This is a genomic window from Nonomuraea sp. NPDC005730 (assembly GCF_040630865.1).
In the GTDB taxonomy this organism is placed as follows: Bacteria; Actinomycetota; Actinomycetes; order Streptosporangiales; family Streptosporangiaceae; genus Nonomuraea.
The window spans coordinates 44,181-63,206 of record NZ_JBEXYK010000034.1; the positions used below are offsets into that span (position 1 = coordinate 44,181).

General features: G+C 73.0%; 21 protein-coding genes. 8 read left to right on the forward strand and 13 right to left on the reverse strand.

Annotated features, from left to right (window positions below; translation table 11 throughout):
• The first annotated feature begins 23 nt into the window (after nucleotides 1-23).
• Nucleotides 24-1,271 (forward strand): FAD-dependent oxidoreductase, encoded by a 1,248-nt coding sequence (locus tag ABZ444_RS31055; RefSeq protein ID WP_358004401.1) that lies wholly within the window; start codon nucleotides 24-26, stop codon nucleotides 1,269-1,271.
• Nucleotides 1,272-1,284: 13 nt separating this feature from the next.
• Here the strand turns inward: ABZ444_RS31055 and ABZ444_RS31060 are convergent, their stop codons facing one another.
• Nucleotides 1,285-3,576, reverse strand: a complete 2,292-nt coding sequence (locus ABZ444_RS31060) for a polysaccharide lyase 8 family protein (RefSeq protein ID WP_358004404.1) — start codon at nucleotides 3,574-3,576, stop codon at nucleotides 1,285-1,287.
• Between the two features lie 191 nt (nucleotides 3,577-3,767).
• On the opposite strand from ABZ444_RS31060, the gene ABZ444_RS31065 reads away from it, so the two are divergent.
• From ABZ444_RS31065 to ABZ444_RS31075, 3 genes are all read left to right on the forward strand, one after another.
• Nucleotides 3,768-3,998, forward strand: coding sequence for a DUF6289 family protein (locus tag ABZ444_RS31065; protein ID WP_358004407.1), 231 nt, complete (start codon nucleotides 3,768-3,770; stop codon nucleotides 3,996-3,998).
• Between the two features lie 75 nt (nucleotides 3,999-4,073).
• On the forward strand, nucleotides 4,074-4,649 hold the full coding sequence (locus ABZ444_RS31070) for an RNA polymerase sigma factor (protein ID WP_358004410.1): 576 nt from the start codon (nucleotides 4,074-4,076) through the stop codon (nucleotides 4,647-4,649).
• Nucleotides 4,642-5,508, forward strand: a complete 867-nt coding sequence (locus ABZ444_RS31075; protein ID WP_358004413.1) for a hypothetical protein — start codon at nucleotides 4,642-4,644, stop codon at nucleotides 5,506-5,508. Before ABZ444_RS31070 ends, ABZ444_RS31075 begins: the two co-directional genes overlap by 8 nt.
• Nucleotides 5,509-5,513: 5 nt before the next feature.
• On the opposite strand, the gene ABZ444_RS31080 is transcribed toward ABZ444_RS31075, so the two are convergent.
• Both ABZ444_RS31080 and ABZ444_RS31085 read right to left on the reverse strand, forming a co-directional pair.
• Nucleotides 5,514-6,527 carry an NAD(P)-dependent alcohol dehydrogenase gene (locus tag ABZ444_RS31080; RefSeq protein WP_358004416.1) on the reverse strand — a complete coding sequence of 338 codons (1,014 nt, stop codon included), beginning with the start codon at nucleotides 6,525-6,527 and terminating at the stop codon, nucleotides 5,514-5,516.
• Nucleotides 6,527-6,910: a nuclear transport factor 2 family protein gene (locus ABZ444_RS31085; RefSeq protein ID WP_358004419.1), complete on the reverse strand. Its 384-nt coding sequence runs from the start codon at nucleotides 6,908-6,910 to the stop codon at nucleotides 6,527-6,529. The genes ABZ444_RS31080 and ABZ444_RS31085 overlap by 1 nt, the downstream gene beginning before the upstream one ends.
• Before the next feature lie 91 nt (nucleotides 6,911-7,001).
• Here ABZ444_RS31085 and ABZ444_RS31090 point away from each other — a divergent pair, with 91 nt between their 5' ends.
• Nucleotides 7,002-7,565 (forward strand): TetR/AcrR family transcriptional regulator, encoded by a 564-nt coding sequence (locus ABZ444_RS31090; protein WP_358004422.1) that lies wholly within the window; start codon nucleotides 7,002-7,004, stop codon nucleotides 7,563-7,565.
• A 37-nt stretch (nucleotides 7,566-7,602) separates the two neighbouring features.
• Here ABZ444_RS31090 and ABZ444_RS31095 read toward each other — a convergent pair whose 3' ends face one another.
• From ABZ444_RS31095 to ABZ444_RS31120, 6 genes are all read right to left on the reverse strand, one after another.
• Nucleotides 7,603-8,472, reverse strand: a complete 870-nt coding sequence (locus ABZ444_RS31095; protein ID WP_358004425.1) for a MaoC family dehydratase N-terminal domain-containing protein — start codon at nucleotides 8,470-8,472, stop codon at nucleotides 7,603-7,605.
• A gap of 97 nt (nucleotides 8,473-8,569) precedes the next feature.
• Nucleotides 8,570-8,776, reverse strand: a complete 207-nt coding sequence (locus ABZ444_RS31100) for a hypothetical protein (protein ID WP_358004428.1) — start codon at nucleotides 8,774-8,776, stop codon at nucleotides 8,570-8,572.
• 81 nt (nucleotides 8,777-8,857) lie between these two features.
• Nucleotides 8,858-10,858 carry a sensor histidine kinase gene (locus ABZ444_RS31105; RefSeq protein ID WP_358004430.1) on the reverse strand — a complete coding sequence of 667 codons (2,001 nt, stop codon included), beginning with the start codon at nucleotides 10,856-10,858 and terminating at the stop codon, nucleotides 8,858-8,860.
• Nucleotides 10,859-10,961: 103 nt separating this feature from the next.
• Nucleotides 10,962-11,327: a hypothetical protein gene (locus ABZ444_RS31110; RefSeq protein ID WP_358004433.1), complete on the reverse strand. Its 366-nt coding sequence runs from the start codon at nucleotides 11,325-11,327 to the stop codon at nucleotides 10,962-10,964.
• 85 nt (nucleotides 11,328-11,412) lie between these two features.
• The gene (locus ABZ444_RS31115) at nucleotides 11,413-12,300 is read right to left on the reverse strand and encodes a TIGR03620 family F420-dependent LLM class oxidoreductase (protein WP_358004436.1); all 888 of its coding nucleotides are present in this window, start codon (nucleotides 12,298-12,300) and stop codon (nucleotides 11,413-11,415) included.
• Nucleotides 12,301-12,404: 104 nt separating this feature from the next.
• Nucleotides 12,405-12,719 (reverse strand): metalloregulator ArsR/SmtB family transcription factor, encoded by a 315-nt coding sequence (locus ABZ444_RS31120; RefSeq protein ID WP_358004439.1) that lies wholly within the window; start codon nucleotides 12,717-12,719, stop codon nucleotides 12,405-12,407.
• A 219-nt stretch (nucleotides 12,720-12,938) separates the two neighbouring features.
• On the opposite strand from ABZ444_RS31120, the gene ABZ444_RS31125 reads away from it, so the two are divergent.
• Both ABZ444_RS31125 and ABZ444_RS31130 read left to right on the forward strand, forming a co-directional pair.
• Nucleotides 12,939-14,159, forward strand: a complete 1,221-nt coding sequence (locus ABZ444_RS31125; RefSeq protein WP_358004441.1) for a cytochrome P450 — start codon at nucleotides 12,939-12,941, stop codon at nucleotides 14,157-14,159.
• A 71-nt stretch (nucleotides 14,160-14,230) separates the two neighbouring features.
• Nucleotides 14,231-14,896: a helix-turn-helix domain-containing protein gene (locus ABZ444_RS31130; protein WP_358004444.1), complete on the forward strand. Its 666-nt coding sequence runs from the start codon at nucleotides 14,231-14,233 to the stop codon at nucleotides 14,894-14,896.
• Here ABZ444_RS31130 and ABZ444_RS31135 read toward each other — a convergent pair.
• Together ABZ444_RS31135 and ABZ444_RS31140 are read right to left on the reverse strand one after the other, a co-directional pair.
• Nucleotides 14,816-15,400, reverse strand: coding sequence for a phospholipase (locus ABZ444_RS31135; protein ID WP_358004447.1), 585 nt, complete (start codon nucleotides 15,398-15,400; stop codon nucleotides 14,816-14,818). The two genes, ABZ444_RS31130 and ABZ444_RS31135, sit on opposite strands and share 81 nt — an antisense overlap.
• A gap of 168 nt (nucleotides 15,401-15,568) precedes the next feature.
• Entirely contained in the window at nucleotides 15,569-16,093 is a 525-nt protein-coding gene (locus ABZ444_RS31140; RefSeq protein WP_358004450.1) for a hypothetical protein, read from the reverse strand.
• A 652-nt stretch (nucleotides 16,094-16,745) separates the two neighbouring features.
• Here ABZ444_RS31140 and ABZ444_RS31145 point away from each other — a divergent pair.
• Complete coding sequence (locus ABZ444_RS31145) at nucleotides 16,746-17,240, forward strand: hypothetical protein (protein WP_358004453.1); 495 nt, start codon at nucleotides 16,746-16,748, stop codon at nucleotides 17,238-17,240.
• Between the two features lie 32 nt (nucleotides 17,241-17,272).
• Here ABZ444_RS31145 and ABZ444_RS31150 read toward each other — a convergent pair whose 3' ends face one another.
• Together ABZ444_RS31150 and ABZ444_RS31155 are read right to left on the reverse strand one after the other, a co-directional pair.
• The gene (locus ABZ444_RS31150) at nucleotides 17,273-17,695 is read right to left on the reverse strand and encodes a hypothetical protein (protein ID WP_358004456.1); all 423 of its coding nucleotides are present in this window, start codon (nucleotides 17,693-17,695) and stop codon (nucleotides 17,273-17,275) included.
• Nucleotides 17,696-17,749: 54 nt separating this feature from the next.
• Nucleotides 17,750-19,003, reverse strand: coding sequence for an alpha/beta hydrolase-fold protein (locus ABZ444_RS31155; protein WP_358004459.1), 1,254 nt, complete (start codon nucleotides 19,001-19,003; stop codon nucleotides 17,750-17,752).
• Nucleotides 19,004-19,026: the final 23 nt, after the last annotated feature.

The window sequence follows — 19,026 nt, forward strand, 5'->3', positions numbered from 1 at the left end:
TCCCGTTCACAAGGAGCGTCCCCATGCCCGCCGATCCCGGCATCGTCATCATCGGCGCCAGCCTCGCCGGCGCGCAGGCCGCGCGGGCCCTGCGGCTCGACCACGGCTACGACGGGCCGATCACGCTCGTCGGCGACGAGCACCCCCTGCCCTACCAGCGTCCCGCGCTGTCGAAGGGCTACCTGCTGGGCACCACCGAGGCCGCCGAGCTCGACGTCCTGGACCCGCGGTTCTACGCCGCCCAGGACGTCGCCCTGGCCCTCGGCGCCCCCGCCACCCTGCTCGACCTCGACGGCCGGCGGGTGAAGCTGGGGCGCAACGTGGAGCTGCCGTTCGGCCAGGTGCTGATCGCCACCGGCGCCCGCCCGCGCCGCCTCCGGGTTCCGGGCGCCGACCTCGACGGCGTCCACTACCTGCGCGACCGCGAGGACAGCGAACGCCTCGGCGCGGCCCTGCGCGCGGCCTCCGCCGTCGTCGTGGTCGGCGCCGGCTGGCTCGGCTGCGAGGTCGCCGCCGCCGCCCGCGCGCTCGGCGTGCGCACGACCGTCGTCGACCCGCTGCCCACGCCGCTCTACCACGTGCTGGGCGACCGGATCGGCGGCGCCGTCGCCCGCCGGCACCTCGACCACGGCGTCGAGCTGCTCACCGGCGACGGCGTCGAGGCCGTGCTCGGGACGGGCTCGGTCGAGGCGGTACGCACGGTCGCCGGGCGGCGTGTCCCGGCCGACCTCGTCGTGGTCGCCGTGGGCGTCGTCCCCAACACCGAGCTGGCCGAGGCGGCGGGGCTGCGCGTCGACGGCGGCATCGTCACCGACGGCCACCTGCGCACCTCGCACCCGGCCGCGCTGGCCGCCGGCGACGTCGCCCGCCACCGGCACCCGCGCTACCTGAAACCGGTCCGGATCGAGCATTGGGACAACGCCGTCGTCCACGGGACCGCCGCCGCGGCCACGCTGGTGGGCGAGCCGGTCACCATCGACCACGTCCCGTACTTCTTCTCCACGCAGTACGGCTCCACCCTCGAATACGTCGGCCTCCCCACCACCTCCGACCGCGTCGTCACCAGGGGCGAGCCGGGCGAACCCGGGTTCACCGCCTTCTGGCTCGACCGCGGCGTCCCGGTGGCCGCCCTGACCATGGACGGCCAGGGCGCCGCCGGCCACCTCAGGGCCCTGGTGGCCGCCGGGCACACCGCCGATCCGCGCCGGCTGGCCGACCCCGGCGTCCCCGTGGCGGAGCTCCTGCCGCACGCCCCCGCCGGTGCCTCCTGAACGGCGGCCCGGTTCAGACGCGGACGACCGCCGTACGGGTGTGCCCGCGGCTGCCGCCGACCTCGACCTTGACCGCCCGCTTGGACCGGCGCACCCCCCGGTCGCCCTCCTTGACCGACCTGACCGGCCACGGCAGCTTGATCCGCACCTCGTCGGCGGTCCTGGACGGGTCGGAGACGGCCAGCCGGACCCGGTGGCGGCGGTCGTGACGGAGCAGCACGGCGCACGGGCCGTCGGCGGCCAGCGGCCCGTGCGGGGTCTCGACGGCCCCCGCGCGCCAGAACACGGCGGCGATCAGGTCGTCCCGGCTGACGGCCTGCACCGTGCGGGAGTTGGCCAGGATCTCGACCCGCCCGCGGTAGGCCGCGGTCTGCTCGGCGGTGGCGTCGGGCAACACGGCGTAGGCGTAGCGGGCCCGGCGCGGATCGACGCCGTGGTCGACCAGGATCGTCGTGTAGTGCCTGGTGACGGGGGTCCGGTCGCCGCCGGTGGTGGCACCGGTGTCGATGTCGCGCCAGCGGCCGGTGCGCCGCTCGCGGATCACCTTCGCCTCGGCGCCGTCGAGTAGCGCGTATCCGGCCACGCCGGACAGGTGGACCCAGCCGTCGCCGCGGGTCAGCGGGGGATGGGCGCCGTGGGTGTTGCGGTTCTCCACGACGGTCTCGACGCGGCGGCCGTCGGAGGCGGTGATGCCGGACCCGAGGGCGATCACGCCGTCGTCGAGCAGGAACCACGCCTTCCTGGCCCGCAGCGAGGAGCCGTCGGCGATCAGCCTCATCGCCGCCACGCCGTACTCGCCGTCGAGCGCCGCGCCGCCCGCCCACGGGGTGGGCGGCCGGCGGCGCGCGCCGTGCGGGAGGTCGGCGCGCCCGCGGGTGTCGACCGTGGTGCCCGGCAGCCGGTACGGGTCGATCGTCGGCCACAGGTCGTCGTTCCAGTGGGTCAGGTCGGCGGTGTAGAGGTACGTCATGCCGTCGCCGGTGTACCAGCCGTGCAGGTTCTCCTGGTTCATGCCCTCGGCCGCGCCGATGCGCTCCGAGCTCATCGCGATCGCGTACGCCCAGGTCGGACGCCGGTGCACGACCCGGTCCATGTCGGCGAAGACGTACGTGCCGGTCGTGCGGGGGCCGACCGGCACCGAGGCGTCCGCCAGCAGGGCCTGCGCCCGCGCGACGCTCGCCAGCGGGGCGACCGCGGCGTACGGGACGGCCTGGTTGCGGGTGAGCCAGCCCTTCACCATCGGCCGCCAGCGCCGGGCGTGGCGCTCGGGCGCCGTCTCCAGCAGCGTCAGGATGGCCTCGACCGCCTTCTGCCCCGAGTGGTGGTCGCGGTGGCCCTGCACCGAGATCTGCCGGCCGCGCACGCAGTCCATCATCAGCCCGTCGAAGATGAACGGTGTGAACGAGCGGTCGACGATGTCGTAGACGTTCCCGATGTCGCGGATCTCCCACGGTGATCTGGCGAGCATGGCGATCAGCTTGGCCACGCTCTCCAGGTAGTCCACGCCGTAGCTGCCGTTGTAGGGGAACACGCCGTGCTGGATGAAGGACCCGTCGCGGTAGAAGCCGTCGCCCGGCCCGCCGGTGCGGCGCAGCAGGTCGGAGACGGCCTTCCTGGCCCGTTTGAGCAGGCGGGCGTCGTGGGTGAGCAGCCCGCGCATCGCCACCGCCATGGCCTTGCTCGCCCGGTTGGCGCCGGTCTCGACCACGCCGGGATGGCTGACGCGGCGCTCGGGGTCGGGGCACCAGTGGCGCAGCGGACGCAGCCAGCGGCGCAGGTCGTCCTTGGGCAGTCCGTCGTAGAGCAGGGCGCAGGTGTCGGTCAGCGCGCGCGGGACGCCGATCTCCCACCAGTACCAGTTGCTGCCGCGGCGGTCGAGGCCCTCGCGGTAGGCGTGCTCGTACAGGAAGTCCAGCGCCCTGGCCGCGGTCTCGGCGACCCGCTGGTCCCGGTGCATGTCGGTGCCCGGCGTGGCCCAGCCGAGCGCCAGCGTGCGCATGCGGTTGTAGGCGCGGTTGAAGTTGCCCGTACGGGGGTCGTCGAGCGGCAGGTCGGGCCACAGGCTCGGCCGGCCGGGCGCGGGGTTCATCTTGCGCAGCACCGCGTTGGCCGAACCCTCGACGGCCTGCGTCTTGTCCAGGTACGCCGGGTCGTACGTGGCGCCGGCCAGCAGGCTCACCCATCGCTCCCGGGCCGCGTCGAACGCGGCGGCGCCGGCCGCCTCGGCCGGCTTCTCCCACAGAGCGACTCCGGCCACGGCCGCGGCCCCCAGCAGGGCGGACCGGCGGCTGAGGGGGTGGGTCATGGAAGCCTTTCGACAATCGGCCATCTACCAGATGAAAAGATCCTATGTCGGTGACAGGGGCGATCATTTCGCCTTCGCGATGGGGTACCCGGCATCAACCGCATTGAACTGCCATGAACCGTATTGAACTGTTCGCTCCGGCGATCGATCATCGAGGGCAGTAGCGCTTCCTCGCGTCAGAGAGGATCTCCATGATTCGCCGCGCATCGCTCGCCGTCCTGCTCGCCCTCGGCGCCCTCACCGTCGTCGGCTCGCCCGCCCAGGCCCGCGCCTGCCAGATCGACTTCCACTGCGAGACGTACTACTACAGCGACTCCACCCGCACCACGGTGGTCGGCGTCAAGTACGAGAACTGCGTGGGCGACGTGACGTGGGTGGGCACCCGCGGCTCGTACCCGGAGTTCCACGAAACCCCCTGCTAGGGCGCCGTCGCGAACCCCTGACGCCGTACCGGGCTAGTAATGGATGTAAGCCCGCAGTACGGCGATAGGACATCGATGGGCCCACCTGACCTGCTCGGCGAGGAGAGGGACGACGCGCTGCTGGTCGCGCGTTCCCTGGAGGATCCCGGCTGCTTCGGGGAGGTGTTCCGCAGGCACGCCCCGCCGTTGCACCGCTACGCCGCCCGCCGCCTCGGCGGCGACCTCGCCGACGACATCGTGGCGGAGACGTTCCACACGGCCTTCAGGATCCGCGCCCGCTACGACCCCGGCCGGGGCGAGGTGCGGCCGTGGTTGTGGCGGATCGCCACCAACCTGATCAGCCGGCACCACCGGTCCGAGCTGCGCATGTTGCGCGCGCTGACGCGCACCGGCGTGGACCCGGTGCTGGACGGCCACGCCGATCGCGTCGCCGAGCAGGTCAGCGCGCAGGCGGAGAGCCCTCGGCTGGCCGCCGCGCTGGCCGCCCTACGCAAGGGCGACCGCGACGTGCTGCTGCTCACCGCCTGGGGCGAGCTGAGCTACCAGCAGGTCGCCGACGTGCTGGACATCCCCGTGGGCACCGTGCGCTCGCGCCTGAACAGAGCCCGGACGAAGGTGCGCGAAGCGCTTGGAGGAACCGCCGATGCGTGAGATCGAGCAGGTCGAGCGGATGAGGGCGCAGATCCCGCTGCCCGACCCCGGCGAGCTGGCCGCCCGGATCGGCTGGCGGCCCGGGGAACGCGCGCGGCCACGGCGCGGGCGCGTGCGGCTGCTGGTGCTCGCGCCTGCGACGGCGATCCTCGCGGCCGTCCTGCTGGCGGTCCTGTCGGCGCTGCCGCCCGGAGTGGTGACGTCGTACGCCAACGCGGCCATCGCGGTCACCCGGGAGGGCGGCGCATGGGTGGCCAGGATCAAGGACCCGCTCGCCGAGTCCGCGAAGTACGCCGAGGCGTTCGCCGCCGTGGGCCTGGACGTCGAGCTCCAGCTCGTACCGGCCTCGCCCGCGCGGGTGGGGGACCTCGTCCTGGCCAGGGGCGTCCGGGCGGACGGCCAGTTCCAGGGGGGCCTCGAACCCGAAGGCTGCCGGATCGGCCAGGCGGGGTGCCACCTCACGTTCCGCGTTCCCGCCGGCTTCACGGGCCCGGTGCGTGCCCAGCTCGGCAGGCCCGCCGTCCGCGACGAGCTCTACCGGGCGGCCGCCGGGGCGACGGAGCGCGGCGAGAGGCTCGAAGGCGTCACGGTGAAGGACCGCCGGGTGGGCGAGGTACGCGCCGAGCTCCGCGGACGCGGCCTGGAGGCCGTCTACGAGCGGGTCCGCGACGATCCCGGCAACACGGAGATCAACTTCATCGACGGCATGAGAGGGGAGTTCCATCTCACCTACGAACCTGCCGGCGCCGCCGACGTCGGCGACGACTGGCTCGTCTGGGAGGCGCTGTCGTATCGCGAGGGCGTGGTGAAACTCCAGGTCACGCCCCGCCCGCTGCGCCCGGTCGGCGCCCGGGGCTGACCGGCTCACACGGTGATCACGACCTTGCCGAACGGCCCGCCCGACAGGTAGTGGCGGTAGGCGTCGGGCGCCTGGTCGAAAGGGAAGACGCGGTCGATGACCGGGCGCAGCCGGTGGGTCTCGATGAGCCGGTTCATGGCCAGGAACTGCGCGCGGCTGCCGACGGCGATGCCCCGGAGCGTGGCTCCCGCCCGGAAGACCGCCCGCGCGTCGAGGGGCGGCGGGTCGCCGAGGACGAACCCGACGCTGGCGACCTGGCCGCCGATCGCGCTGGCCGCCAGCGACAGCCCGAGGTCGCCGACGACGTCGATGACGTGGTCGGCGCCCTCGCCCGCGGTCAGCTCGCGCACCCTGGCCGCCCAGTCGGGGGTGGCCCGGTAGTCGACGACCTCGTCGGCGCCCAGCGCGTACAGGCGCTCGGCCTTGGCCGGGCTGCTGGTCGTGGCGATCACCCGGGCGCCCAGCGCCTTGGCGAACTGCAGCGCGAACAGCGACACCCCGCCGGTGCCCTGGGTGACGACGGTCCGGCCGGGCAGCGGGCCGGAGCCGTCGCCGGTCAGGGCGTTCCAGGCGGTGACCGCGGCGCAGGGGAGCGTCGCGGCCTCCTCGTAGGACAGGTGGGCCGGGATCGGCACGAGCGCGTGCTCGTCGAGCAGCGCGTACTCGGTGAGCATGCCGTCCAGCGAGCCGCCGAGCTGCGGCAGGTGCCGCAGGGCGAACGGGCCGTCCTGCCAGCTGGGGAACAGGGTGGCGGTGACCCGGTCGCCGACGCCGACCGACTCGACGCCGGGGCCGGTCGCGACGACCTCGCCGGCGCCGTCGGAGATAGGCACCACGTCCGGCTTCACCGGGAGCACGTAGTCGCCGCGCAGGATCAACAGCTCGCGGTAGCTGAGGGAGGTGGCGCGTACCGCGACCACCACCTGCCCGGGGCCGGGAGCCGGGACGGGGTGTTCCTTGATCGACAGGCCCTCGATGCCGGCTCCGCTGTCGACGTGGTAGCTGCGCATGACGTCCATCAGGCGGTGGCCAGGGGAACTTCGCCGGCGGTCTTGCTGAAGCCGAGTGCCTCGACGATCTGACCGTCGCGGACGCGCATGAGGTTCACGCCGCTGACCCAGTCGGAGGGGCCGGGGCCGTAGCGGTAGTGCCAGTGGATGGTGGCACGGTCACCGGCGACGATGACCTCCTGCGGCTCGAACGCACTGGTCAGGTCGTCCACGAGCGCGCCCCACCAGTCCAGGCACGCCTGGCGGCCGGTGACGCGCTCGCCGGTGGGGGCCGGCTGGACGGACTCCATCACGCAGTCCTCGGCGACCAGGTCGCCGAGCAGGCCGCGGTCACGCTCGACGAAGGCCCGGTTGAAGCGCTCCATGACGTCGGCGGTGGACGGGAAGGACACGGTTCCTCCAGAAGGAAGCGAGTAGATCGATCGGTCTATCTATGTATATCGACCGGTTGATCTACTCGTCAACCCGTGGCAACCTGAACGCATGACAGTTCGTACGGGACCGGGCCCCCGGGAGCGCCTGCTGACGGCCGCCGACCAGCTGATCTACAGCCAGGGCGTGAACGTCGGCGTCGACGCCCTGCTCAAGGCGGCCAACGTGGCCCGGCGCTCGCTGTACGAGCACTTCGGCGGCAAGGACGGCCTGATCGTCGAGGTGCTCAGGTCGGCCGCCGACGCCGACGCCGCCGACTACCGCCGTACCATGGACGCCGCCGGCCACGACCCGCGCGAGCGCCTGCTGGCCGTCTTCGACCGGATCGGCGAGATCGTCGCCATGCCCGGCTTCCACGGCTGCCGTTACCTGGCCGCCGACCTCGGCCTGACCGACCCCGGCCATCCCGCGCACGAGATCACCCGCGACTACCGCCGGCACGTGCACGAGCTGCTGGCGCGCGAGCTGACCGCGCTCGGCCACCCGCGCCCCGACCACGCCGCCGACCAGCTCCTCATCCTCATCGACGGCACCCTCGCCGTCGGCGCGACCCGCCCCGGCACCGGCCCGGCCGCCGCCGCCCGCGAGCTCGCCGAACACGTCATCGCCCCCTGACGGGCGGCGCGCGGTCTTCGGAGGTCGTGGGCGGCGCCTACCCGGCCGTCACGGTCAGGGTGGTGTGCGGGCCGGTCGTCGCGCCCTCCGGGCCTATCAGGTCGAGCGTGAAGCCGTCCGCCGTGCTGCGGCCCAGCAGCCGCGCCGGGTGCCCGCAGAACAGCGGCCGGTTGTTGCGGTGTGCGACCCGCGTCACCCGCTCGGGCCGTCTCTCCAGCCGCAGCGTCTCGGCCAGGGCGAGCGTCATCAGCGGCCCGTGCACCAGCAGGCCGGGATATCCCTCCACGCGGGTGGCGTACGGCCAGTCGTAGTGGATGCGGTGGGCGTTGGCGGTGGCGGCCGAGAACCGCATGAGCAGGGTCGGATCGGTGTCGAAGTGCCACTCCCAGGCGGCCGCCCTGCGGAACGGGGAACCGGCGGCACGCACCGCCACGGCCTCCTCGGCCGTCGCCGCCGGGCCGGTGGGCGCCACGGCCTCGCGGTAGATCAGGTCCTGCCGCTCCTCCAGCCCGGGACTGCCGTCCTGGCCGGTCAGCCGGGTGCGCACGACCACCACGACCAGCCGTCCCGACCGTCCGGACTTCTCGGCGACCGACTCCACCGTGCTCTGCCTGCGTACGGTCTCGCCGACCCGCAGCGGCCCGTGGAACACGACCTCGCCCCCGGCGAACATCCGCCGCGGCAGGCCGACGGGCGGCAGGAACGAGCCGCGTACGGGATGCCCGTCGCCCCCCAGCGCGGACGAGACGGGCCAGCGCGCCAGCGCCGCCCAATGCCAGAGCGGCGGCAGCTCCGCACCCGGCCCCGGGACCGGCACGCCGTCGTCGAACAGGGCCGCGAGCGCGGCGACCGGCGACGGATCGACCAGCTCGTCACTGACGACAGTGGACGGCTCCCACCCCTGCACGCTGCTACCCGCCCTCCGCCGTGACCGCCGCGAACCACGGTACGCCCAGGCCGGGCCCGGGGGGCAGTGCACGGTCGCCCCGGGGGGAGGGCGAACGTCAGCGGGCGGTGATGATGCCGCCGGGCAGCAGGGCGCCGAGGGTGGACGTGTCGTTGACCATGTTGAACACGTCCAGCACCGGCTGGAGCAGCGCGCCGACGGGCCCGCCGGCGGCCAGCGAGTCGGCCGCGGCCGGGGTGGTGAACGCGACGGTCAGCAGCGCGCCACCGGCCACGGCGCAGGCGATACGGCCCTTGAGCTTCATGGACACCTCCATGGGAGTTACCGAGAGTGATCGTCCAGCACTCTATGTGACAGGAGGGCGTCCGGCCGGTAAGGCGCACGGTCAGGGTTGGACGGGCAGCATGACCTCCACCGTGGTGCCCGCCCCCGGGGCGCCGCTGACCAGGCAGATCCCGCCCAGTTCGGCCGTGCGCTCGCGCATCGAGGTCAGACCGACGCCGGACCGGTGCTCCGGCGGCAGGCCCCTGCCGTCGTCGGCGACCAGCAGGCGCAGCGCGCCGGGCTCGCGGCGCAGCTCGACCCGGACGCGGGTGGCCCGCGCGTGCCGCCGCACGTTCGTCAGCGCCTCCTGCGCGATCCGGTAGACGGCCACCTCGACGGCGGCGGGCAGGCCGGTCAGGTCGCCCTCGGCGATCACCTCCGCCGCGGGGCCGTCCGGCGCGGCCAGCGCCCGTACGGCGGCGGCCAGGCCCAGGTCGTCCAGGGCGGGCGGGCGCAGGCCGTAGACCAGCTGCCGCAGGTCGCCCGTGACGGCGTCCATGCCGGTACGCAGCTCGCGCAGCAGCCCGTCGGCCGCCTCCGGCGAGCTCTTCAGGCTGAGCCGGGCCATGTTGACGGTCATGGCCAGCCCGCTGAGCGTCTGGCCGAGGCCGTCGTGCAGGTCCCGGCGCAGCCGGCGGCGCTCCTCCTCGCGGGCGGCCAGCATCCGTTCGCGAGAACGTTGCAGGTCGGCGGCCAGGCGGACCGCGTGGGCCACGTCGGCCGCGTACGGGACCAGCGTGTCCAGCACCCGCTCGTCGTGCGCGGCGGGGAAGCGGCGCGCGGCGGGCGGGCCGACCAGGAGCCGCCCCACCCATTCGCCGTGCCAGATCAGGGGCACCTCGCGCGGGGAGTCGCCGACCTGCCCGCGGTCCGTGCTCGCCACGCTGACCGGGTGGCCGGGCTCGCCGCTGGTCACCTCGACGGCGACGCCGCGTACCGCCAGGCCCTCGCGCAGGACGCCGATCACGGCCGCCAGCGCCTGCGCCGGATCGCCCCGGCGCACCTCCTGCGCCAGCCGCTCGGCCAGCACGCGCGGATCGCCCACCGGCCCGTAGAGCAGGCGGTCGACCGCGCGTTGCAGCGCCCGCCGCAACGGCTGGAAGAACGCGCCCGTGAGCAGCGCGGAGGCGAGCCCGGCGACCTGGTGGTACCCCGAGACCAGCAGGCTCGACAGCGTGGCCACCCCGAAGTAGACCCCGCCGACCACGGCCAGCAGCCCGGCGGCGACGAACGTCCGGCTGACGACGGTGTCGATGCCGTAGAGCCGGTAGCGGGTCACCGAGATCACCATCGACACGGGGATGATCGTCGCCCACCCGATCGACAACCAGTACAGCTCCGGCACGACGACGCCGGCGAGCATGAAGACGATGTACCCGCCGAAGGAGAACAGCGGCCAGCCGATCTGCCGCCGCACGACCGGGTCGGCCCGGCGGAAGCGCAGCAACATCGACCACGCCGCCAGCGGCAGCGTCGAGAGGATCCCGGTCCAGGCCACCACCGTCACCACCGGCCAGATCGGCGCCAGCTCCGGGACCTGTAACGGGTTGGGGATGACCGCGGGCAGCGGATAGCCCTCGGCCGGCGGGTCGGGACGCAGGAACATGTGGGCCAGCTCCACCGCGGTCGACACCGCGCCGAGCAGCACCACCAGACGCCAGCGCCGCGACGGCAGCCTGCTGTCGGGGGAGTACAGCGGCAGCAACATCTCCAGCAGCAGCCCGGACACCGCCCAGCCGACCTGCGCGGGGAACCTCAGCAGCCCCGCCAGCGCGAGGTCCCCGCCGGCCGCGGCGGCCAGCATCGCCGACTGGCAGAACGTGTTGACCGCGCCGCCGAGACCGCCCGCGCACATCAGCCACGCCAGCCTGAGCCGCGGCCGGTGCACGATGAGGAACGCGCTGAAGGCCGGGAAGGTGACCCCCGCCGCGGCCAGCGGGCTGAAGATCTCCGGCAGCCGCCACTCCGGCGGCAGCGCCGCGTACATCAGGACCGCCGCGAGCACCAGCACCGGCGAGACCACGGCCATGACGACGGCGACCACCCGGGCTGCCCACGCCATGCGTCCCCGCCTTCCGGCTGCCGTTCCCGCCCGACCCTAGCGTGCCCGCGGAACGGTCCGCCATGAGCGGGCCCGCCGGCCGGATCGGCCGGCGAGGGGCGGGTCAGCGCAGTGATCGCAGCAGGGCGCCCCGGTCGAGGGCGTCGACGGGCCACGTACGGGAGCGCAGGGTGCCCCGGTCGCGATAGGCACGCATGATCGCGACGTGTTCGGGCAACCGGACGAACCCCCGCAGATCCTCCTCGCTCCGCCACACCGACAGCGAGCCGACCCGGCGGCCGGCGAGGTCCACCCAGAGCCACATGCCCACCGCGCCCGGCAGGCCGGGCCAGTGGCGGCTCAGGGACCGGCCGTGCCGGGCGATGCCGGGCAGGTCGAGCAGCCGCCGCATGCGGAAGTCCGTCAGGGCGGCGACCAGCGGCCCCTGCCGGTCGCTCTCGGGGCCGGGGATCCAGCGTGAGGTCAGCATGCGGCGCACGGGCCGGCGGCGGTCTCGGACGTCATGCCGCCAAACTATATTAACGACCGATCGTTTGTATATCTGGAGGTGGTGTTCAGGCGCGGCCGGGGGAGAGGGCGCCGGCCAGCTCGCGCCAGTGGGGCATCGCCGTCCGGCCCGGCTCGATCCCGATCACCTGCACGGCGACGTGGTCGGCGCCCGCGTCCACGTGGGCACGCAGCTTGCTGACGACGGTGTCCAGGTCGCCCCAGAAGACGAAGTCGTCCACCAGGCGGTCGCTGCCGCCGCCGGTGATCTCGTCCTCCGCGTATCCGAGCCGCCGGAACTTCGCCACGTTGTACGGGGTGCCCAGGTAGGGGCGCAGGTGCTCGCGGGCGGCGGCGCGGGCCTTGGCGGGGTCGGTCTCGAACAGCACCGGATGCTCGACGGCCAGGAACGCGTCCGGGCCGAGGAGCCGCCGTGACTCGGCGGTGTGCGCGACGTTGACGTGGTAGGTCTGCGCGCCGGCCGCGCGGTCGCGGGCCAGTTCGAGCATCTTGGGTCCGTACGCGGCCAGCAGGCGGCGCACGCCTGACTTCGGGGCGGGGTTGACGGTCTCCAGCTCGTCCAGCTCGTCGAGGTAGGCCCGCATGGCCGTCAGCGGGGTCGTCCCGGGGCGGGGCTCGCCGCCGAAACCCAGGCCGAGGACGTGCCGGTCGGGGTAGGCGTCGGCCAGCAGCAGGGCGGCGCCGTACGTCCACCTGGCCTCGCGGGCCCAGATCTGGGCGATGCCGTTCACGATGTGCATCCGCCGCGTGCACGACAGCAGGAAGCCGGCGTGCGTGAGCGCCTCGCGGCCCAGGAGCTCGGGCATCCAGAACGCCCCCCACCCCTGCTCCTCCAGCTCCTGGATCGACTCGCGCATGTGCGCGGCAGGCACGTGCTCGAAGTCGAACGTGTAGATCCCGTACGTGCCGAAATCCAGGCCGTCGATGGTGCCCATGGGACATCCCCTTATCGTCATGTCGATCGCCAGGATGATAGACATATCGCGAAACGTCGATATATGGAAACCGGCCTCTGCCGTAGGGCGGGTACGGCCGGCTTCTACAACGTGCGGCCGAGTGTGGCGACGAGCTGGGCGATGCGCCGCTCGTCGCGCTTGTAGTGCGTCCACTTGCCCACGCGGGTGGCGCGTACCAGCCCCGCGCGCTGCAGCTCGCTCAGGTACGCCGACACCGTCGACTGTGCCAGGCCCACCCTGGCCTGGATGTGCGTCACGCACACCCCGACCTCCGCCGGGTCGGCGATCGCCCCCTCCAGGGAGAAGTGGCGCTCCGGCTCCCGCAACCACGACAGCAGCCGCAGCCGGGTCGGGTTCGCCAGTACCCGCAACGCCTCGGACAGCTCGGAATCGGTCATAAGTGGAGCCTCCGCCATGGATCAGATCATAGTGACTCATCGACGTATCGCGGTAATGCGATGCGTGCCAGCTCGGAGGGCCGCGCGGGTTTTCCCAAGGGGAGGCAACGCCTGGGTAGATTTCCCGCACCCGCAGTAATCCATCCAGTCAAGACGATTGCCTCAAATAAGGCGATCGCCTTATATTCCGAAGTGTCGGGCTTTCAAGCTGGAGGACGCATGACCGCTGACGCGATCCCCGATTTCCCCTTCGACCGCCCCACGGCGCTGGAACCGCCCCCACAACTCGCCGACCTGCGGGAGAAGTGCCCCGTGGCCCACGTACGCCTGCCCAGCGGCGACGTGGCGGCCCTGGTGACCAGGTACGACGACGCCCGCGCCGTCATGGCCGACCCCCGCTTCAGCCGCGACCTCGCCCGCGAGGGCGCCGCCCGGCTGTCCACCACCGAGGACGGCGGCCTGTTCAACCGGCGCAAGGACGCCGGCGACATCGGCGAGGGCGAGGGCCACATGCGCTGGCGGCGCCTGCTGAGCCGCTGGTTCACGGCCCGGAAGATGGAGGTCTGGCGCCCCCGGGTCCAGGCCATGGCCGAGGACCTCCTCGACTCCATGCTGGCCAAGGGCTCCCCGGGCAACCTGTCGTCCGGCCTGGCCCTGCCCCTGCCGGTACGGGTCATCTGCGCGCTGGTCGGCGCGCCGAGCTCGGACCAGGACAAGTTCGCGCACTGGTCGCGCACGATGCTGACCCTGACGCGCAACACGCAGGAGGAGGTCGACACGGCCTACCGGGAGTTCAACGCGTACGTGTCGGACCTGATCGACCGCAACCGCGCCGACCCCGGTGACGACCTGCTCAGCGAGCTGACCCAGATCACCGACGCCGAGGACGGCAGGCTCAGCCAGGACGAGCTCATCGCCACCGTGCGCGGGCTGCTGCTGGCCGGCCACGAGACCACGTCCAACATGATCGCCATCATGACGGCGATGTTGCTGTCCGACCGGCAGCGCTACGAGGCCGTGATCGACGACCCCGACCTGGTCCCGGGCACCGTGGAGGAGGTCCTGCGGCTGGACAGCACGTTGTCGGCCATCGGCGGCGTGCCCCGCTTCATCACCGAGGACGTCGAGCTGAGCGAGGTCACCGTGCCCGCCGGCAGCACGCTGATCCCCAACATCCCGGCGGCAAACCGCGACCCGGCCAAGTTCGCCGACCCCGACCGGTTCGACCCGCGCCGGGAGAACAGCGGCCAGCACCTCACCTTCGGCGCCGGCCGCCACTACTGCCTCGGCCAGCCGCTGGCCAGGGTGGAGCTGCAGGTCGTCCTGGACCTGCTGACGCGGCGGCTGCCCGGCCTGCGGCTCCGCGACGACCCCGGCGAGCTGCGGCTGCGCACGGGCGGCCTGTCCGGCGGCCTCCAGGACGTGTGGGTCACCTGGTGACCCGCTGACCTCCGCCGGTGGCATGGGATAGCGTTCGGGGACGGTGGTGGAAACGAGATCGAGGACCGGTCATGGACGTCAGTACGGCGGTCGCCGCGCCGTCTCCCCGCTCGATCCGGGCCAAGGACAGGATCATGCAGACCGCGGAGCGGCTCTACGCCGAGCACGGCTTCGCGCACGTGTCGATCAGGATGATCCGCGAGGCCGCGGGCCAGCGGAACAAGTCCGCCGTCCAATACCACTTCAGCACCCGTGACGAGCTGATCCACGCGATCCTGTCCCGTCACGCGGCCGCCGTCGACCGGCACCGCCTGCCGATGGTGGCCGCGCTGGAGACGTCGGGCGAGGTGTCGCTGCGCGACTGGATCACGTGCGCGATCGCGCCGAGCATCGAGCACCACATCGAGCTGGGCACCCCGTCCTGGTACGGGCGGTTCCTCGCCCAGGCCGTCGTGGAGCCGTCCCTGCGCGAGTACGCGGCGCGGGCGACGTTGAGCACGCCCTCGTTCCGCCGGCTGGAGCTGCTGCGCCCGCCGTCGATGCGCGACCGGGAGCGCGAGCTGTCCGAGCGGCAGGCGGCGATGATCCGGCTGCTCGTCGTCCACATGAGCGCCGAGCTGGAGGCCGACCTGGCGGCCGGCCACGCCGCCGCCGGTTCAGTCGAAGAATCCTGGCGGGCTCTGGGCGAACATCTTGTCACCGCCGTCTGCGGACTCAGCGGCGCCCTGCTGCCCTAGAGACTCTCTGTCCGGTACCCGCCCGATCCCCCCGCCGGTGCCGCGAGGGGCGCCGTAGTGGCGGACCGCCTGGTAGTACAGCTTGGCCAGCGCGTTGCAGCTCGGCTGACGGAAGAACGGGTACTGGGTGCACACCTGCTTGAGGTCGAAGAGGAACGCCCGGTCGATGTGCTCCTTGTTCGCCTGGAAGTCGCCGACGGCCTGGTAGTTCCGGTAGCCGAAGTCGTGTCGCCGGCACGCGATCGAGAAGTCGAAGCCGAGCGGCTGGTCGGGGCTGCTCGTACAGCCGTCGCTCGACCAGTCGAAGCCGAAGTCGGCCCACGACCCCCGGTCGGCCCAGGCGTCCCGCCAGGCCTCGGCGCTGGACGCGGTGGGTTGCGTGAACCCCGAGAGCGCGGTGAGCTTCTCCTCCAGCGTCACCGCCTGGGCCGGCGGCGCGACCGCGAGGGTGGCGACCAGCGAGAGAGCGAGCGGGACCGGCGCCACGAGAGCCCGTCTGACCATGGGAACCTGCCTGTTTCGACCGGGACGGGAACATGTCATGGTCAGGTTCACCCGCCGGCCCGCCGCGGCCTGGGAATTCCGGGAAAACCCGTGGCAAAGGTCGTGTCCGGTTTCTGAACCGCAGGCCGGCCGTTCATCGTCCGAGGCCGGGGTGGTCGGGCGTGGGCGTCAGCCCAGGCCGTCGGCGTGGTTCATCTCCTCGGCCTGGGCCAGGGCCTCGGCCAGCGGCGGGACGTCCCAGACCGTGCGTTCGGCGTCCGTGGTGACGGGATCGACGCGGTAGAGGGACCAGCGGCCGCCGGTGTCGACGTACTGGGTGCCGTAGCGCTGGGGCAGGCCCATGTGCAGCAGCCACCGGTCGAGGGCCGAGGCCGCCAGCCGGCGGGCGGGCCGGCAACCGGCGTCGGCCGCCCGCCGCGCCAGCTCGAAGGCCAGGTGGTAGTGCTCGGCCAGCCCGCCGTGCTGCATCACCGTGGCCAGGTGGTAGTAGTCGCCCGGCGAGCGGACCTCTCCGGCCGCGAACTTCTCCATGCATCGCGCCCGCCGGGCCAGGCCGCGCTCGCCGCCGTCGCCGGGCACGCCGTCGCGCCGGTCGTCCTGGTCGCGTTCGAACAAGTCACGCAGCTCCGGATCCCCGGGCGCCTCGCGGTCGGGGTCGGCGAGCTTGGCGAGGATTTCCGGAAGGCTGAACATTTGGCTGCGCGGCGCGGCCGACCATCTGCGCGCCGCTCGCGCGCGGCCCTTTCCAGTACGGTTATCCGCCACGTCTGCCAGCGTGCCGGGACAACCCGGGGCGCGCAAGACGGCGCCACGCCGCAATATAGGGAAAATGTAGGGCCGTCGCCCGTTGACGCTTTATTGGGCCGGGGCGATGATGGCCGCGAAAGGGGCGCCAGCGCCTCCGCCGGAAATGAGGGAATGTGTGACCCTGCTTAAGGATGCGAATACTCGACACCCCGGGGCGCCTGCCGGCGTGCCCGCCAGGCGCCGTTACGCGGCCGTGAGCTGCGGGTTCCTGGCAGGTGGTGGCAGGGGCTGAGCAGATGAAGCCCGCGCCTGGCACTCCGGCGCTCCTTCGCGCCGGCCCCGCCGAGTTCGCCGCCGATTTCCGGGCGCATGAATTCATGCCCTTCGGTCCGGAGGCCCCGCCCATTGACTCGGGGTGGTCCAGAATTCTAGAACGGTCATCGCCGGGAAGCGTTTCCGGTACAGCCGCTGATAACGCATGGTGGATGCGGATCGCGATATTACGCAGAAGCCGCGCGGGCAAATGGCTCGGCCGCGCGAAGAGGGCGTACGAGGAAGCGCATGGCATTCCGGGCCCGCCGCTCACCGGCGGCGCGGCATGAGTGATCTCGTCACCTCCGCCGCGGACGCCCTGCGCGCGCTCGACGAGGCGCTGCTCGGTCTGCTGAAGGCGCTCCCGCCCGAGGACCCCGGCGCGCGGGCGGAGCTCCGGGCCGACCTCGAGCGGGCGGGCGTCACGGACGAGGTCGCCGGCCGCTGCCTGCGCATCCTGCGGATGGTGTTGTCCGGCGAGCACGCGCGCCCGAGCGACTGGATCGGGGTGACGGCGGTGTTCCAGTGCGGTTTCTGCGGCTCGGCGCCCGACCCCGCCGACCTCGTCGTCGGCAAGTCGGTCTCGATCTGCCTGGGGTGCGCGCTGCTGGCGACGGCCGGGACCGTGCGGGGCGAGCGGGAGCCGGTGGAGCGGCCGTGCGCGTTCTGCGGCGCGCGGGCCGTCCCCGCCCACGTGGGAGCCGACGGGGACATGACGGTCTGCCGCGCCTGCGGCGAACTGGTGCTCTACATCATCGCCGGCAAGAAGCGCGCCGATTGACGCCCCGGAGGACGGCGGAGCGTGCGCGGGCATCAGCCGCCCTGGGTGTAGATGGTGCGCCACCGTGAGCACCGGCCGACGGGCCGCGCGGAGGTGCCGCGGCACACCTGCGCCCGGATCTGCAGCGCCCCGCCGACGTTCTTGCGGAAGGAGCCCGTGCCCGGCACGCAGTTGTAGACGCCGTGCGTGCGCCAGCGGCCGTTGCTCGCGCTCTGGTACCTGATCAGGACCCACGAGCAGCCCTTGCCGTGGTCGTCGTCGAGGGTGCCGGTCACGGCCAGGCCCGACTGGCCCGCCACGACCTTGCCCCGGGCGGTCGCCAGGCCGTCGGCCGAGTGCAGGGCGCCCCACCTCCAGCTCGCGGGGTCGGCGGCGGCCGCCGTGCTCAGCGCGGTCAGCGTGAGGACGGCGGCGCCCAGGGAGGTAAGGACGCGGATCGGAAGATGGTTCGTCACCGGTCCAGGACTACCGGCCGGTACTTGTGGCCGACTTGGAAGCGGGCTGAGGCGTCAGAGTGAGGGGCAGCGGGCGGGGGCGGTGCCGTAGGCGTACCGGAGGAAGTCGACCAGGTAGGCCGACCAGGCGTTCCAGTCGTGGCCGCCCCTGCTGTAGCAGTAGCGGTGGCCGACGCCGAGGCCGGTCAGCGTGGCGTCGAACTCGCTCGCGTACGCCCCGAGGATCGGCTCGCTGACGGCTGCGGCGTCGTCGCTCGCCCTGGTGTCGTAGCCGCACGCGGCGGGCGCGGGCTCGGTGCCGTCCGGGACGCGTGGGAGGCTCGCGCAGCCGCCGGCGTACAGGGCCAGCCGTCCGTCGTAGGGGGCGTACCTGCCCTGGGTGACCAGGTCGGCGGGGTTGGCGGCGGGCCAGTCGTCGACCGTGCGGCCGTGGAAGACCGTGGTGGTGTGCGGGCCGAACAGGGTGTCCAGGCGGTAGCGGCGCTGCACCTCCTGGTCGAGGACGGGCAGCGGGCTGCCGTTGTCGTACTTGTTGACGCGGAACTCGCCCAGGTCGGTCAGCTCGATCGCCGCGCCCGACTGCCACATGGAGTCGGAGATCGTGCGCTGTGCGGGCCTGGCGCGCAGGTCGATGCCGGGCGAGAAGGCACCGATCACCGAGAAGACGCCGGGATGCGCGGCCGCGTACCGCAGCGTGCCGTAGCCGCCCATGGACAGGCCCGCCAGGCCGCGTCCCGACCGGTCGGCGACGGTGTTGAAGTTCGCGTCGATCCACGGGATGAGCTGCTCGATGTGGTACGTCTCCCACTTCGGCGCGAAATATCCGTCCGTACGGCCGGCCCAGTCCGCGTACCAGCCGGTCATCCCGCCGGTCGGCATCACCACGATGCCGTCGAAGGAGCCCGCGGTCCGGACGAGGGAGACGAGGTCGGCCTTGGTGGTCCACGAGTCGTAGCCGTCGCCGCCGCCGTTGAGCAGGTAGAGCGCCCGGTAGGGGGTGGCGCGCGAGGGGTCGTAGTCCTTCGGCAGGTAGACGCGGACGGTGATCGGGCGCGACAGCGGGTCGATGACCGGGGTACCGCCGGACGCCTGGAAGATCGCCGTCGAGGTCATCGTGACGTCCCGCAGCTCCGAGTCGTCGCCCTGCGGGCGACGTCGCACGTCGAGGCAGGTGATGCCGTGGCCGTCGGGCCGGGGCAGCACGGCCGCGCACCCGGCCGCTGGTGTGGGCGCCGCCTGCGCCACCCCCGGGTTTGCGAACGTGCCTGCGAACATCAGTAATCCGGCAAGGGCGGACGTGAACCGCATCGTTCTCCTTCGGTTCGGGCTCC